The sequence below is a fragment of the Paenibacillus sp. LRG-1 genome (assembly GCF_057220305.1).
Genome location: NZ_CM170126.1, coordinates 5,629,782 through 5,645,851 on the forward strand (window position 1 = coordinate 5,629,782; position 16,070 = coordinate 5,645,851).

The 16,070-nt window shown below is 47.6% G+C and carries 15 protein-coding genes and 1 riboswitch; of the genes, 10 read left to right on the forward strand and 5 right to left on the reverse strand.

What is annotated here, in order from left to right; translation table 11 throughout:
• Window positions 1-10: 10 nt before the first annotated feature.
• Complete coding sequence (locus ACUUJN_RS24965; protein WP_341056868.1) at window positions 11-2,953, reverse strand: glycoside hydrolase family 3 C-terminal domain-containing protein; 2,943 nt, start codon at window positions 2,951-2,953, stop codon at window positions 11-13.
• 234 nt (window positions 2,954-3,187) lie between these two features.
• Here ACUUJN_RS24965 and ACUUJN_RS24970 point away from each other — a divergent pair, with 234 nt between their 5' ends.
• The 4 genes from ACUUJN_RS24970 (at window position 3,188) to metE (ending at window position 9,244) form a co-directional block, all read left to right on the forward strand.
• Window positions 3,188-3,658: an AbrB/MazE/SpoVT family DNA-binding domain-containing protein gene (locus tag ACUUJN_RS24970; protein ID WP_023990816.1), complete on the forward strand. Its 471-nt coding sequence runs from the start codon at window positions 3,188-3,190 to the stop codon at window positions 3,656-3,658.
• A gap of 291 nt (window positions 3,659-3,949) precedes the next feature.
• A complete protein-coding gene (locus tag ACUUJN_RS24975) occupies window positions 3,950-5,899 on the forward strand; it encodes an anaerobic ribonucleoside triphosphate reductase (RefSeq protein WP_023990817.1) in 1,950 nt (649 codons plus the stop codon).
• Window positions 5,896-6,393 carry an anaerobic ribonucleoside-triphosphate reductase activating protein gene (gene nrdG / locus ACUUJN_RS24980; protein WP_023990818.1) on the forward strand — a complete coding sequence of 166 codons (498 nt, stop codon included), beginning with the start codon at window positions 5,896-5,898 and terminating at the stop codon, window positions 6,391-6,393. Before ACUUJN_RS24975 ends, nrdG begins: the two co-directional genes overlap by 4 nt.
• A gap of 176 nt (window positions 6,394-6,569) precedes the next feature.
• Window positions 6,570-6,765, forward strand: a riboswitch (cobalamin riboswitch).
• 160 nt (window positions 6,766-6,925) lie between these two features.
• Window positions 6,926-9,244, forward strand: a complete 2,319-nt coding sequence (gene metE, locus ACUUJN_RS24985; RefSeq protein WP_484669030.1) for a 5-methyltetrahydropteroyltriglutamate--homocysteine S-methyltransferase — start codon at window positions 6,926-6,928, stop codon at window positions 9,242-9,244.
• A gap of 88 nt (window positions 9,245-9,332) precedes the next feature.
• On the opposite strand, the gene ACUUJN_RS24990 is transcribed toward metE, so the two are convergent.
• A complete protein-coding gene (locus ACUUJN_RS24990) occupies window positions 9,333-9,866 on the reverse strand; it encodes a DUF6985 domain-containing protein (protein ID WP_484669031.1) in 534 nt (177 codons plus the stop codon).
• A gap of 382 nt (window positions 9,867-10,248) precedes the next feature.
• Between ACUUJN_RS24990 and ACUUJN_RS24995 the strand changes: the two genes are divergently transcribed.
• The 5 genes from ACUUJN_RS24995 to ACUUJN_RS25015 all read left to right on the forward strand — a co-directional run bounded on the left by ACUUJN_RS24995 (window position 10,249) and on the right by ACUUJN_RS25015 (window position 13,441).
• Window positions 10,249-10,578 (forward strand): PadR family transcriptional regulator, encoded by a 330-nt coding sequence (locus ACUUJN_RS24995; protein ID WP_023990821.1) that lies wholly within the window; start codon window positions 10,249-10,251, stop codon window positions 10,576-10,578.
• Complete coding sequence (locus tag ACUUJN_RS25000) at window positions 10,571-11,122, forward strand: DUF1700 domain-containing protein (RefSeq protein ID WP_069080090.1); 552 nt, start codon at window positions 10,571-10,573, stop codon at window positions 11,120-11,122. The genes ACUUJN_RS24995 and ACUUJN_RS25000 overlap by 8 nt, the downstream gene beginning before the upstream one ends.
• A 4-nt stretch (window positions 11,123-11,126) precedes the next feature.
• Window positions 11,127-11,978, forward strand: coding sequence for a DUF4097 family beta strand repeat-containing protein (locus tag ACUUJN_RS25005; RefSeq protein WP_484669032.1), 852 nt, complete (start codon window positions 11,127-11,129; stop codon window positions 11,976-11,978).
• Between the two features lie 120 nt (window positions 11,979-12,098).
• Window positions 12,099-12,818, forward strand: a complete 720-nt coding sequence (locus ACUUJN_RS25010; protein ID WP_484669033.1) for a 3-ketoacyl-ACP reductase — start codon at window positions 12,099-12,101, stop codon at window positions 12,816-12,818.
• Window positions 12,819-13,003: 185 nt separating this feature from the next.
• Window positions 13,004-13,441, forward strand: a complete 438-nt coding sequence (locus ACUUJN_RS25015) for an AbrB/MazE/SpoVT family DNA-binding domain-containing protein (RefSeq protein WP_013312449.1) — start codon at window positions 13,004-13,006, stop codon at window positions 13,439-13,441.
• Between the two features lie 67 nt (window positions 13,442-13,508).
• Here ACUUJN_RS25015 and ACUUJN_RS25020 read toward each other — a convergent pair whose 3' ends face one another.
• Window positions 13,509-13,967, reverse strand: coding sequence for a hypothetical protein (locus ACUUJN_RS25020; protein WP_053326325.1), 459 nt, complete (start codon window positions 13,965-13,967; stop codon window positions 13,509-13,511).
• A 120-nt stretch (window positions 13,968-14,087) separates the two neighbouring features.
• Between ACUUJN_RS25020 and ACUUJN_RS25025 the strand changes: the two genes are divergently transcribed.
• Window positions 14,088-14,249: a hypothetical protein gene (locus ACUUJN_RS25025; RefSeq protein ID WP_013312451.1), complete on the forward strand. Its 162-nt coding sequence runs from the start codon at window positions 14,088-14,090 to the stop codon at window positions 14,247-14,249.
• A gap of 25 nt (window positions 14,250-14,274) precedes the next feature.
• On the opposite strand, the gene ACUUJN_RS25030 is transcribed toward ACUUJN_RS25025, so the two are convergent.
• A complete protein-coding gene (locus ACUUJN_RS25030; RefSeq protein WP_484669034.1) occupies window positions 14,275-15,438 on the reverse strand; it encodes a nitric oxide synthase oxygenase in 1,164 nt (387 codons plus the stop codon).
• Window positions 15,439-15,588: 150 nt separating this feature from the next.
• On the reverse strand, window positions 15,589-16,065 hold the full coding sequence (locus tag ACUUJN_RS25035) for a Dps family protein (protein WP_023990827.1): 477 nt from the start codon (window positions 16,063-16,065) through the stop codon (window positions 15,589-15,591).
• Window positions 16,066-16,070: the final 5 nt, after the last annotated feature.

The following is a 16,070-nucleotide window of genomic DNA, read 5'->3' on the forward strand; positions in this document are numbered from 1 at the left end:
AGAAGTAAGTTCAAGCCTGAAAGCCGGAATCCTCTGTAGCATTAGCGCCCAAAGTAAAATGAGCTAGCCGCACTTCCCCGCTCAACAACAGGTATACATCACGTGTGCCAGAGACTGAATGTACCGCTTCCGAAAGCGTAACCCATGCTTGCGCCCCTCCTGTATTGCCCACGTTCACACGTGCCACAGCTTCGCTGTCCGGTGCATCCAAACGCAACTCAATTGTGGCATCGCTACTGTTGCATGACACGCGACACTGAAGCTCGACCACACTCACCGTATCCATGTCTACGCCATGAAAGGCAATCCAACCGGAACGTTGAGGTGTGCGCGGACGTACACAGGCCTCCCTTTGCTCCTTGCTTTCATCCAGTACGATGTCGGAGCAATTATCAAAGTTTTCAGCGCGGATACTTCGTCCAGCTTGGCGTGGTGGAATAACTTCGCCACGAACGTACACAGGGTGCTCCAACCGGATATCCGCTGAGGAAGCGCCTGCCAGCAGTGTATATTCACCCGATTCAACGCAATAGCAATCCCGTGTAACATCCCAAATCGCCCAATCCTTCATCCGAATCGTAAAGGAAACCGTTCGCGTCTCACCTGCCTCTAAGCGAATACGTTGAAAACCGCACAATGTCTTCAATGGTCGCTTTACTCGTGAGGCACCAGGCCGTACATAGAGTTGTACAACCTCTTCACCAGCAGCTACGCCCCTATTCGTCACCTCTACCCACACCTGGAGCGTATCCACAGCATCCAGTGCAGCAATAGATTTTACGCTATCCTTTGGGACATCCGTACGCAGGTCATTATATTCAAAAGGCGAATACGTCAATCCATGGCCAAACGGATACAAGGATTCACCTTCAAAATATTGATAGGTACGACCGCCGCGAATAATATCGTAATCTTTGATGTCGCCCAATTGATCCTCGCTCTGAACCCAGGTCATGTTCAAACGCCCCGCTGGCGCGTAGTCTCCAAATAACACATCCGCTATTGCTGTACCCTGCTCTTGTCCCGCATGAGACGTGTATACGATCGCTGGAATATGCTCCTGAACCCAAGGGATGGCAAATGAATAGCTGCCCGTCAGAACCACAATCGTATTCGGATTGACGCGATACACTTCCTCGATAAGCCGTTGCTGGGAAGCTGCCAGTTCCAAGCCTGGACGGTCATTCTCTTCCTTTCCATTGATGAGCGGGTGATTTCCAACAAATACAATTGCTGTATCTGCCGCTTGCGCAGCGGCTATCGCTTCCGCTAAACCATCTGACACCGTCTCTACCTGGAATGTTTGGCTCTGTCCTAAAACTGTCGAGGCGTTACTCTCTACAGCGTTAAGTGCAAATTTTTCAGCCTCCACTACCTTTAATGAGCCCTCCGTTCCGGCAATCACTGGTTTGCCATTCCATGTTGTCCACAGATGCTCTCCTTGTCCAACAGGAGTCAGCCCAAAGACCTCTTTGACATACCAGCCATACGCTTCATCAGCTGTAACACGGAGCGTTTCCTCATCACTCGTCACGTAAGTACCCAGATGCTCATCATGTAACGTCACACTGCCATAGCCCCAATCCGTCATGGTCAATACTGTGGGCTCTCCATCCTGGGACAGGCGCATCTCACCGGAAGAATCGACTGTGAGCTTCGCTCCGTCATTCACCGCCGTCAAGATCACGCGTTTCTTACCGTCACGGTACACGACGCGTTCCTTTGCGTCCTTGCCTTCCAGCTTGGCACGAATCGCCTCCAGCGGTGTAACCCGGTAGGGCAGCGTACCGGAATACCAGTCGCGGTACACCTCATTGCCATGCGTACCAATGACCGCTACTTTGCCGCACCGGGCAGGGTTCAAAGGCAAGAGTTCATGCTCATTTTTAAGCAATACGATCTGCTCCCTCGCCGCACGCAACGACAATTCACGGGCTTGCTCTGTCAGGAGAGCTTCCTCTCCGATTGAGGCATAAGGATTGTCTGCCGCCGGATCAAATTCCCCCAAACGAAAACGGACACGGAACGTATGGAACAATGCCCGATCCAGGTCTTCTTCTTGTAGCGTTCCTTGCGCCAAAGCTTCTCGAATCGCCTGCTTGGAGAGCTCTGCATCATCTGTAATGCTGTCAATTCCCGCCCGAATAGATTCGGCCACGCCAGGCGTATGGGAATCGTAATACTGATGATCGTTGACAATCCCCATGACATCACCCGCATCACTTACGACAAAGCCGTCCATCCCCCATTCGCCCCTGACAATATCGTTAACCCCATGATATAACGTAGCAGGCGTTCCATTAATCAGGTTGTAAGAAGTCATCATCGACTGGGCGCCGCCTTCTGTAAAAGGCTTCTCAAAGGCTCTTAAGTAATATTCTCGCAGATTTCGTGGGTCTATACTGGAGGAGCCGATTCCCCGGTCCACTTCATTGTTGTTACCCAGAAAATGTTTTAAAGTGGCAACCGCTTTCAAATATACCGGATGATCCCCCTGTATCCCCTTGACTAACTCCTTTGACAACTCTCCCGTCAAATACGGATCTTCGCCGTAAGCTTCCTCATTGCGTCCCCATCTCGGGTCACGCTCCATATCCACCGTAGGTGCCCACAGGGTCAGACCGTTTAATTTTGGATCACGACGATAGTAAACACGTGCCTCATCTGCGATAACAGAGCCGATGAGGCGCATTAATTCCGTATCCCAAGTACATGCCAATCCTACAGGCTGAGGAAATGAAGTCGCCTCACCTAACCACGCTATCCCGTGTGCCGCTTCCGTACCGTGCTTATAAGCTGCGACTCCCAATCGGTCAATGGCCGGCTGGTATTGCAACATGGATTCAACCTTTTCCTCCAAGGTTAGTCGCGAAACGAGATCCCGTACACGCTCATCCAGATGAATCTTCGGATCTTGAAATAAATATTCGATACCCGTTGTTTCATGACTCATATCCGTCATCTCCTTAGCTTAATTAAGATGATAAAAAGTACTTTTATGAAAGCGTTTTAATATATCATAGCTAAAAAGGGGTACCCCGGCAACAATACCGAAAACATCCTATACTGTTTGAAAGAGAGACCGCAGCATAAAGACAAAAAAAGTTGTATTTTACCTTCAATATACAAAGCTAAAAATAATATTTTTTGGTATAATCAGGATATATCACTGAAGGAGGAAGCGCTAATGAAAAATACCGGAATGACAAGGCCTCTGGATCAATTGGGGCGGATTGTACTCCCTAAGGAAATGCGCACTACAATGGATATCAATATCGGTGATTCACTTGAATTTTTCGTAGATGAAGAAGGGTTTGTACTAAGAAAATACACCGGTGTCTCCTGCAAATTTTGCGGCGCAGTGGATCATTTAACTTATTTTCGCGACAGCTTTATTTGCGCAGAGTGCATCCAGGTATTAAAGACCGATGAAAATGTGCATGCCACAAGCACCGATGCTATCCAGGCTCAAGAAGATTCTAAGCCGACCCGAACCAATACAACCTGGCAACCCAAGCAATCTAGAGTGCAGCAAGGTGAAATGGTAAAAAAGCTACGCAAGCTGATTCAGGAACACCCGAATCTGCCACAAAAAGTATATGCCGAAATGCTAGATATTTCCCAAGGCCGGGTGTCCCAGTTGAAAAAGCTACTCTAAACCTTCCCAAAACAATATCCCAAGATCATATACTATGTACTCGCAAGCCTATCATTTTCATCGCAACTACGATGGCCAGATATAGAGTAAGATACATATCCGTGGATGTGTCCCTTACTCTGTATCTGGCTTTTTTATACCGCCCACTCCTATCAATGTGACAATAGTCACATACTCTCAATGTTTACGTATATACAATATATAGATCGAAACAATTGGTTAACACAAGATATCATCAATATGTTGTTTTTGTGAAAAATATATATATTTTACTATATGGAGGGTTTTACGATGAAGGTGCTGGAGGAACATCAATTATACGACATCGGCGAGCGGGTCATTGGGGCACAAGATCTGGACATGCTGCGGGAGAATGCGAATTTGAATGGAGAATCGTTCAGCGGCAAAATGAGCAAGCTTGGGTCCGAGTATGCCAAATGGTATGCGCGCCTGCGGGTACTTCCGCCTGAACTGACGAACGCGATTGACCACGGATATGTATATGTTCACGATTTGGACCAATATGCGCTCGGAACTACAAATTGTATCTTTATCCCGTTTGGTCGTTTACTGCGAGACGGCTTCAATACAGGCAACGGCTCTGTGCGCACACCGCAAACGATTATGTCCGCTATGGCACTGGTCGCCATTATTTTCCAATCTCAGCAAAATAGCCAATTCGGAGGTGTCTCCGCCAATAAAATAGATTGGGACCTTGCCCCATACGTTGCCCGGTCCTTCCGCAAGCATCTGCGCAAGGGACTTCGGTTGTTCGAGGAAGAGATAGAATCCCATCTGTCTGACGACGAACTACATATGGCCAATCCCCATTTGCAAGAAGTCTGCCCTCGTTCATACGCATTCGCACGCGAAGAAACGGAAACGGAAACCCGGCAGGCTGCTGAATCGCTCATTCATAACCTGAACACCATGAGCAGTCGGGCGGGTGGACAGATTCCATTCACTTCACTGAATTACGGAATGTGCACGTCTGCTGAAGGACGGCTTGTTACTCAATCGCTGCTGGAGGCCACTATTCGCGGCTTGGGCAGCGGGGAAACTCCTATTTTTCCGCAGCATATTTTCCAATGCAAAGAGGGAATCAACCAGGCAGAAGGCGACATCAATTATGATTTGTTCTTACGGGCAGTAGAATGCTCTAGCAGACGGATGTATCCCAATTTTGTGAATGTGGATGCCACCTTCAACTTGCCTTTTTACCGTGCTGATGACCCGGATACCATTATAGCGACAATGGGTTGCCGTACCCGCACCATTTCTGACCGTTTCGGTAGAAACCGGCAGAGTGGCAAGGGAAATCTCTCCTTCAATACCATTAATCTGGTGCGGCTTGGCATTGAGTATGGTATTTGCACAGGCAAACGCCTGACACCTGACCGTGATCGCTTTGATGCGAGACTGGAAGAAGTTATGCGCATTGCGGTGGATGGCCTAATCCATCGCTATCAAATCCAGACCAGCCAACCGGCCAAAGCCTCGGACTTTATGATGCGCGAAGGGGTATGGGAAGGTGGAGAACAACTGGCGCCAGATGATAAGGTGGGAAGCGTACTAAAGCACGGTACGCTTTCGATCGGGTTCATCGGGCTGGCTGAGTGCATGAAGGCACTATACGGGAAACACCACGGGGAGGATGATTTCGTATACCGCGAGGCACAGCGAATCATCACTTCCATGCGCGTGTATTGCGATCGAATGAGTGAATATCACAATTTAAATATTACATTGTTCGCTACGCCTGCCGAAGGTCTGTCGGGCAAGTTCACATTGCTGGATCAACGTGATTTCGGGATTATCCCTGAGGTAAATGATCGAGAATATTACACGAATTCTTTTCATATTCCCGTGTATTATACGCTCCCGGCTGCTCGTAAAATCAGCTTGGAAGCTCCGTTCCATAACCTCTGCAACGCTGGTGCGATTTCATACATCGAGCTGGATGGTAACGCGCGGAATAACCCGGATGCGTTTCTTAAAATTGTTCAGTACGCACTGCATCAGAACATCGGCTATTTCTCTATCAACCACCCGGTGGATCGTTGTACGGAATGTGGTTATGAAGGGATTATCGGGACAAGCTGCCCCCAATGCGGCACAGATGAGGAGCATACACACTTTCAGCGCTTACGTCGGGTAACCGGATATCTGACAGGAGATTATACCGTTCGCTTTAATGCTGCAAAACAGGCAGAAGTTCGAGACCGGGTGAAACATAAGTGAATTTGTGTGGCTACATTCCGGAATCTCTGAACGAAGGATACGGCCTGCGCACTGTCGTGTTTATTAGCGGTTGCCGTCATGCCTGTCCCGGATGCTTTAATCCAGCGTCGTGGAGCTTCCGTGCAGGTGAGCCATTTACACCCCAACGACAACAGGAAGTCATTCGTGACATCATGGATAATCCGTTGTTGGACGGACTGACTCTCTGCGGGGGAGATCCGTTTTTCTCAGCAGCAGAATGCTCGCAATTTGTGCGTGACTTCCGCGAGGCCTGTCCCGACCGAACCGTGTGGGCTTATACTGGCTTTGTCTATGAAGATTTACTCACAGATCAGGAGCGACAGGAGCTAGCGCTTTTGTGCGATGTGATTGTGGATGGTCGTTTTGTAGAACAGCAAAAGGACCTGACCCTTCCCTTCCGGGGCAGTCGCAACCAGCGTCTGGTAGATGTAAAAGCCAGTATTCAGGCAGGCTATACCGTTTCATTGGCTTAACGCGAAGTTTACCCGGCAAGATGCTATATATCTAAGACAAGTCCCCATCATGGGTAAGGCTTGTCTTTTTTTCATATAGCTAACTGTTTCCATTGGAGTTTCTATTGCGCATCCTGTAAGTTTCACTTATGATGGTGAACAAGTATACGAGTGCATAATTATTCGTCATACCTTAACCGCATAGCTTGGAGATAGGTGTCTGTTCTATTCAGATCAGGCTTAAAAGGGAAGCCGGTGCAAATCCGGCACGGTCCCGCCACTGTAAACGGGGAACTTTCAGCTGTTCATATATCCACTGGTCCACAGACCGGGAAGGAATGCTGAGAGTCATGATCCGTAAGTCAGGAGACCTGCCTATTTTAACAACATCGCAAGTACCTACGGAAGATAGGGAGGTGTTAAGAGCAGTCGCCGTATTTTTGATTTTTTAATCACGGAGGCATTCTTTCCCCTACTTATTTTTAACTCTGGGGGAAGAATGCCTTTTTTGGTACGTAAAAATAAAACAGCTACCCACTAGGAGGAAAAGTACATGTCCATTATTGAATGGCCTGAATTGTCCGGCTTGATTAGCAGTAATCTGGGATATCCGCGTATCGGCGAAAACCGGGAATGGAAGAAAGCACTGGAACGCTTCTGGAACGGCAGCATTAACGAAAGCGAACTGCAGACGGAGATGAAAAGATTACGGTTGGAGCATCTGAGCAAGCAGCGTGACAAGGGGATTGATCGCATTCCTGTCGGAGACTTCTCCTATTACGATCACATGCTGGATACATCTGTAATGTTCGGTCTGGTACCCGAACGGTTCAACCATCGTCCCGCAGGTCCGGTTCCTCTGTCCGTGTATTTTGGGATCGCTCGTGGACAGAAGGGAGCAACCGCCAGTGAAATGACCAAATGGATGAATACCAATTATCACTACATCGTTCCTGAATTGGCAAACGCAGTCCCGGTGTTCACTGAAAATAAACCCTTACAGGCTTATCGTGAAGCAAAACGAGAACTAGGCATTGATGGGAAACCGGTCCTCATCGGCCCCTATTCATTCGTTACCTTATCCAAAGGCTATGATCGTAAGGATTTGGCCACCATCGTACGAAGCTTCCTGCCACTGTACACCCGTATCCTGTCTGAACTAGCGGCAGAAGGCGTTCAGTGGGTCCAAATCGATGAACCTGTCCTAACCACCTCATTCCCGGCAGAGGATTTGGACATTATTCAGGAAGTCTATGAAGCTTTGACTCAAGCTGCGCCCTCCTTGAATATAATGCTGCAAACCTACTTTGGCAGCCTGGACCATTATGAGCGTCTGTCCGCACTTCCGGTACAGGGATTGGGTCTTGATTTTGTGTATGATGATGGCGAAAATCTTCAGCATATATTGCAGCATGGCTTCCCTAAAGGAAAAACGCTGGGCGCTGGGGTTATTGACGGGCGCAATATATGGCGAAGCGACCTGAACGCTGTGGCTGCCCTGCTGGGTCAGTTAGCAGAACAAACCACTGCCGCACAGCTTATCGTACAGCCATCATGCAGTCTGCTGCATGTGCCAGTCAGTCTGGAGGCAGAGCACAAGCTGGACAAGGAGCTGGTGCAAGCGCTGGCCTTTGCCGATGAAAAGCTGGAGGAAATCGCCGTCCTGACGGCTGCACTTGGCAAACACGATCCTTCCGCACTCGCCAAGCTTGAGCAAAGTGCGGATGCGGTAGCCCGTTTCAACAGTTCAGCGGCACGCGTACAGACAGCTGCCGATCTGGCCGACCTGTTGGCAAAAGAGCCTCTGTCACGCAGCGTTCCTTTCGCCGAGCGTCGTGAGATTCAGCAAAATAAGCTGAAGTTGCCTCCACTGCCTACGACGACCATTGGTAGCTTCCCGCAAACCGCCGAGATCCGCAAGGCCCGCCTGCACTATCGCAAAGGAGAATGGTCAGCCGAGCAATACCGGGCGTTCATCCAACAGCAAATTAAGGAATGGATTGATATTCAAGAGGACATTGGCATTGACGTGCTTGTTCATGGGGAATTTGAGCGGACCGATATGGTTGAATTTTTTGGCGAAAAGCTGAACGGCTTTGCTTTTACGCAAAACGGATGGGTGCAGTCCTACGGCTCCCGCTGTGTCAAACCGCCGATTATATACGGAGACGTTTCCTTTGATCAGCCCATGACCGTGGAAGAAACGGCATTCGCCCAATCGTTAACTTCCAAGCCTGTTAAGGGAATGCTTACAGGCCCTGTGACCATTTTGAACTGGTCTTTTGAACGTAACGATATTCCTCGTAGTCAAGTTGCTTTACAGTTGGCTCTGGCATTACGGGCAGAGGTAGAGGCACTGGAACAAGCGGGCATCGGCATGATTCAGGTCGATGAGCCTGCAATTCGTGAAGGGCTTCCACTGAAAAAAGAACAACAGCAAGCCTATCTGGACTGGGCGGTTCAAGCCTTCCTTGTGACCACGGCCACCGTTGAACCTGTGACCCAAATCCATACGCACATGTGCTATTCCGAATTTCAGCATATGATTCAGTCCATCTCCGATATGGATGCCGACGTTATATCTATTGAAACTTCGCGAAGTCACGGAGAACTGATTGTCAGCTTTGAAGATCAGGTATACGACAAGGGCATCGGTCTGGGCGTGTACGATATCCACAGTCCGCGCATCCCCGATGTATCTGAAATGCTAAGCATGATCCAGCGTGCCCTGCGCGTATTGCCATCAGATTTGTTCTGGGTTAATCCGGACTGTGGTCTGAAAACCCGCACCAAGGAGGAATCTGTCGCCGCCTTGCGACTAATGGTACAAGCGGCTCAAGCAGCCCGGGCTGCATTGGCTGTATCCAACTAATTTTTTTATCGTATCAAATCGCGCCATCATTTTCACCATATCCTATTCCCCTTCCCGGCCCTTTTTGGTAAAAGCCGGGAAGGGGGATTTATTCTAGGTCATATAATGTATAAACGCCTTGAATATGCTCCATTTTCATCTGCTTCATATGTACGCCTAAGCCATGTTCTTGATCCCAGGAGCAACTAAAATTCAAATACAGTTCATCCTTTGCCGATGAGTCGGAAATCAGTATAGACACAAGCTGTATTCGATCCAGCAATTGTTCCGGCCGCTCCACATAAGGCGCATATTCATCTGGGTCCTCTCCCCATATACTGTAAGCATTCCGGTACTTTTCCACTATGCCAGCATAATGATGGTGTATGGACTCCAACACTTGAGGATGAATAGCTGACGAATATTCCATATACTGCTCCCATGTGTTTTTTTGCAACTGTGTAGGTTCTTCTATAATCTGTGCCTGTTCTTCGGAGTCAGCCCCCACGATAAATTCGACTTCTACTTCCGAGGGCTGCCCGCAAAAATTAAGATGTACTACACCACGCAGAACAATCTCCTCAGATACATCCCAAGACTCATCATCCTGTTCCAGTTCCATATACCAATGTTTCCAATCCACCCTTTACCCACCTCTTCATAAAAAGTAATCTTTAACCCTATTGAATACTTTACAATCTATCATTTTAATGAATGAAATTAAAGTAGCATCCTATTTGTGCTTCCAGCCATATTTCGAGTAATTTCCAAATAAAAATACTTTTTTCTACAACATTCGCTATTCAATAAAGCCTTCAAGAAAGAAAATCTGCCCATTTTGGCACAAATATTTTATTATTAAAAATTTAGTACCTTGCATTAATCAGTACATGATGTTAAATTATACCTGACTACTGTTCTATAATTAGTACCCGTGACAAATTATGCACAAACACACGTTTCTTCCCCTTATTCCGAACGACACCTATGAATTATTGATAACATCCAGGAAGGGAGCACCGCTCGTGAATGTGAACATCCAATTCAAAAAAGGGGTACTGGAACTGTGCGTTCTAGTTCTAATTGGACGCAGAGACCGTTATGGCTACGAGTTGGCTCAAGCCGTCTCCCGTCATATTGAAGTAGCTGAGGGAGCCCTATATCCATTGCTCCGCCGTCTGGTATCAGAAGGATACTGCACAACGTATTTACAGGAATCGACCGAGGGACCTCCCCGCAAATATTATCGGCTGACTGATACTGGAAGCCATTATACAAGAATACTTACGCGGGAATGGAATGATTTTGTCCATCATGTCGCAAGCCTACTGGAGGAAGGGAATTCCGATGAATAGAAAACAGTTTCTTACAGAGGTAGAGCAGCGTCTTTCTCCTCTCCCTGCAGAGGTACGCAATGAGCTGCTTAGTGATTTGAGCCAGCATTTTGACTACGGGTTGGTCAATGGCAAAAGCGAAAGTGAGATTGCCAATGAGCTGGGTAACCCGGAGGATATTGCCCGAGAAGCGTTGGATGATCCCAATGCAGCCTGGAACGCTTCTCCTCCGCTTCGTCAGGGAAGCTTCGCACGCAATCTTTTTACTTTCTTAGGGCTGCTGTTTCTCAATTTGCTAATCTCCATCCCTATTATGGCTACCCTATGGGCAGTATGGGCTTCATTGACCGTGGTATCGGTCAGCTTCATTGCAGCCCCCCTTCTCGCCGTTACTGATTATGCACTAAACAGCACCTTTTACCCGGCCAAATTCTTTTTCTCTATCACGATGACGGGTATAGGTCTATTGCTGCTGCCTGGAGTACGTTATCTCTTACTCCTTATGGTCAAAGGCACAGTACGATACTGGAAATGGAATCAGACTACCCTGAGGGGAGCTTACTAACAACATGAATAAAAAGTGGTTTATTGCAGCAGGTCTGTGCATTGTGATCGGTGTAGCCGGAATGGTGGCTTACGGTGCCCCATGGAGTCAACAAGTCATGAAGGAAACAACTGCGATTAACAAAAAATGGACGTTCACACGTGGTCAGCTACAGAAGCTGAAAGTGGACAGTTCTGATGATGTCTCTATTTTGTTTACTCCCGGCTCTGGCGACCAAGGTACGATACGCATTAGTGGAGAAGTTCAGACAAAGGTAGCCGACCAAATTCATAATGCCCGAATTGAGAACGGTAAGCTTACGATTCAATCGGAGCCGGCCGCTTCCTTGTCATTTCTTTCGATCACCCCTGATGTGGATCAAACGATTACCGTAGAGATGCCCTCCGGCGAAACACTAACTGACCTACAGGTAGATGCACATTCAGGGAATGTAAAACTTCAAGATGCCTCCGTGCAGAATACTTCCATCACCGCTACTTCAGGCACTGCCGAGATTACAAACCTCCAAAGTACCCACCTGATCGCAAATTTAACATCCGGCAATTTTACAGCCAGTCAGCTTGCAGCAGATATGGAGTTGAAGCTTACTTCTGGCGATGTTACCATCCACGATTATAGCGGTAATGGCCTTATTTCCCTAACCTCAGGGGAGACAAATATTACACAACGTGCCGTAGCCAACTTGGAAGTGAATGCTGATTCTGGTGACGTGAAGATTAAGCAAGCTCCCGATTTTAAAGGTGTTTATAATGTCCACTCTGACTCTGGGAGTATAGATACTCCCGAATCTGTTCCCGGTAGTGTGAACGTGATAAAGGCAGAAACCACCTCAGGGGATATTAATATTTCCAAATAGGAGACCTCTAGATGAATACCTCATCAGAGGCGAAGTTTGGTTCAATGAGTTTAACCTTGTATAATGTAACCATGTGCTCACATGCACAACCACGTTATGGAGTGAAAAGGAGGAGACTGGATGGAACTTAAGAATAAAACAGCCATTATTACAGGAGCCAGCAAAGGAATCGGTAAAGCAATTGCCGAAACTTTAGCTAAGGAAGGCGTTAACCTGGGATTAATCTCACGAACATTGACTGACCTGCAAAAGCTGCAGGATTCGCTGGGGAGTACATACGGTGTGAAAGTGGTGAGTGCCGTTGCAGATATATCGGATCGCGCACAGGCCGCTGCCGCTGTAGCTTCACTGGAACATGAGCTGGGCGCTGTCGATATTTTGATCAATAATGCAGGCATTGCTACCTTTGGCACAGTCGCAGATATGGCCCCCGAAGAGTGGGAACGTATTATTCGCGTAAACCTGATGGGAACCTATTATGTCACACATGCTGTTCTTCCAAGCATGCTGGCACAAAAGAGCGGGAACATTATTAATATTTCCTCGACGGCAGGAGAACGAGGTTTTGCAACAGGCTCGGCATATTGCGCATCCAAGTTTGCTTTGATGGGCTTCACGGAAGCACTGATGCAGGAAGTTCGCAAATCTAACATTCGCGTCACCGCGCTGACTCCAAGTACTGTCAATACAGAACTGGCGGCAAACGCAGGATTGCCTATTGGTGATGAGGATCGCATGCTTCAACCGCAGGATTTGGCCGATCTGACATTAGCCGCATTGAAACTGCCTCCACGGGTTCAATTAAAAGTAGCCGGTATTTGGACAACCAACCCACAGTAATTCGACATGACATCTTAGATTCATTGGCTGTACAATGCTCCGGCAGACGTAATTGTTCGTCATGCCGGAGCTTTTTTTCAGCATAGCTATACCAAAACAAACTGTAATATAAGCGCTTTGTACTTCCAGCATATATACATACAATTCCTACAACTATAAGCGCATTTCAGGAAAGGGGAAAAATGATGAAGAACACAGGAATGACACGGCCATTAGACCATTTGGGCCGCATTGTGCTGCCCAAGGAGCTGCGCAATTCTATGAATATTAATATTGGAGATGCCCTCGATTTTTTTATTACCCCAGAGGGACTGATGATTCGCAAGTATACGGGGGTTTCTTGCTATTTTTGTGGTGCCGTAGATCATTTGAGCTATTTTAGGGATCATCTGATATGTAAAAGTTGTATTGAAAATCTGAAGAGCGATAATCCTTCCAGTCATTTGAGTGAATCCCGTCCTGTCCAGCCCAAGAAAAGAAGGAGTTACAGAAATCAGAATGATCTCCTGAATAAACTAAAACAGCTCATGCAGGAGCATCCTAATGTATCTCAAAAAGAATTAGCCGAAATGCTCGAACTATCCCAGGGACGCGTGTCACAGCTTAAAAAGCTACTCCTTTAAATGATCCTGCCGATCCGTCTGTTATTATCAACAAAAAAAGAGCCTGACGGCTCTCGGATCATCATCGTTACGCAATGTCAGAATGCTCCATAACCGGGACTCGATAGGCCAGCAAGGACTCGTCTATTACGGCAGAAATAAACGTTGCTTCTATTTCAGGCACCAATCTAAGCGCATAATTCCATGCGTTTTCTTCAATTTGCAGCGCAAGTCGTTGCCGGGTCCCTATCCCGCTCTCTTGCTCCAAAGCATCGGAGAGGTCCACTAATTCCGTATCGGCGGCGTGCCCGATCTCATGTGCAAGCACAACCGTAAAATACTCCTCAACTCGATCAACGCTGCCGAACATTTGTAAACACTGTGTTTCAATAACGTCCGTATACATGGTAATGGCGTGAGCATTCATGGCATATTTGCCCCCAATCAGCCTTCCACCAGGAAAACGTTTCTCCAGCTTAACTGTCACACCTATAGCAGCCCGTTCCAAAAGCTCAGCGACAACGCGCTCTGCCTGATATCTTTCCAACTTAGCTTCGCTCCTCAAACCAGGATATATAAAGTTATATTTACTTTAAACTTATGAAATCATGGATGTGTTCATACCATACACAGTACGATATTATACCTTTTTACAAAGGAGAATACCATGTCAGAAGATTATTATATAGGCTGGGGAACGCTTGCCCTTATTAATGCCGGTTTGGCACAATCCAAAAATCGGAGCGGGCTAAATTGGTTTCTGCTCTCCCTATTAATAGGGCCACTGGCTACCCTTTTTATCGTTGCATGGGATAAGCTGGAATCCTAATCCAGCCATTAGGTCATTCCCATCATTATCCGGAATGAAAAGGGCAACCTTGGCGCTTCTGCTGAAGCACTGCATCTGATGCTGTATTAGCCTGTCTCGACATATACGGCTTCTCTTGAACTCCGAAATTCGGCTTCACAAGCCGATTATCGTAGGAACTATTAAAAATATGCGTTGTCGCCGGGGATAGCGGAGGGATCAGCCATGTCCAATTGCCTGTCAGTGCGCGCCCAGCCTTGGCCTCCCGTTCCTCAAACAGCTTGAATTGTGCCGCTGCGGTATGGTGGTCGACAATGCTGACTCCCGCTTTTTTAAAAGAATGCAGCACAGCAATATTCAATTCCACCAGCGCCCGATCACGCCAAAGCGTTGTTTCACTCGTCGTATCCAGCCCCATCAGCTTAGCCACCTGTGGCAACATATTATAGCGGAAGGTATCCGCAAAATTACGGGCGCCGATTTCTGTTCCCATATACCAGCCGTTAAAGGGAGCCGCCGTATAGATGATACCGCCAATTGCCAGCGTCATGTCCGAAATCATAGGCACGGCATACCAACGTAATCCCAAGGAAGCGAAACCCGAAAGTTCTGGATGCTCAATGGCTACCTCCATCACCAAATGCTCAGGAATATCAAATAGCTCGGGAGGCCGCCCGCCTGCTTCCACAACCAGTGGCAAAATATCAAAAGGAGTCATCGCTCCTTGCCAGCCCATATCTTTACAAACATTGGTAAAATCCACCGAGATCGGGTCCCCGATGATCCCTTGATCGGTTTCATATCCAGCGTAACGAATGAGTTGATGGTTCCAGATGCGGATATTCGGCTGCCTCGGCTTGGAGGCGCGAAATACAGTAAGCGTTGGCTTAATTTTACCGCCATTCGTTCCTATGCGCATATGCTCCAGGAGCTCGCTGACCACCTCCGCCGCATCTGACGCGGCCCGCGCATCTCTGACCAAAAGCTTGTCCCAAAATAAGCGCCCTATGCAACGATTGCTATTGCGCCAAGCCATGAGTGCTCCGTGCTCCAGCTCTTCGTACGTATGATCATACGTTCCAGTTGTCTCTATGTCGTGACGAATATGAAGAAGCCGGGCTTCCGCTTCATCGCGGCTTCGGCCCAGCTCCTCATAACATGTATATATAAACTGCTCCGCTTCATGCAAAAGCTGTTGTTTCACTTCCATAACACACACCCCATCCCGGCAGCTCTATGACTCAAGAGCCTGTGGTCTTCCACGCCTTCACGTTATTATACTCCAGTGGCAGAGTGGAACCAACGGGATGTGTATCTTGTTCACCTGATCTCCATATACGTGGAAATATATCCCAATATTTTATCCCAAATACGCACTCAGCATCCAGATATGTTTATCCATTGCTTCTCTCAAGCCGTTAAGAAGATCCTCTGTCGCTTTATCCTGTGCTGCTTCCGCTGCTTCCATCCCATTAGCCAGTTCAACAGTGATGGTTTTAAAATCAGCAACAACGGACTTCACCATATCGTCAGCTGTCTGCTCACCTGCGGACTCCTGAATAGCTGAAAGTTGCAAATGCTCCTTCAAGGTCGCAGCCGGACGGCCGCCAATAGCCAACAAACGTTCAGCAATTGTATCTAGATTAGCTGTTGCTTCATTGTAAAGTTCTTCAAATTTAGCATGCAGTGTGAAGAATTTAGGTCCTTTCACATACCAGTGAAAATAATGCAATTTCGTGTACAATACAGACCAGGTAGCTACCTGACGATTCAATGCCTTGTGCAATTCTTGAATGGCCTCTTGTGTAGGTGCGTTCGTATGATTTAATGTACTCATGTTAA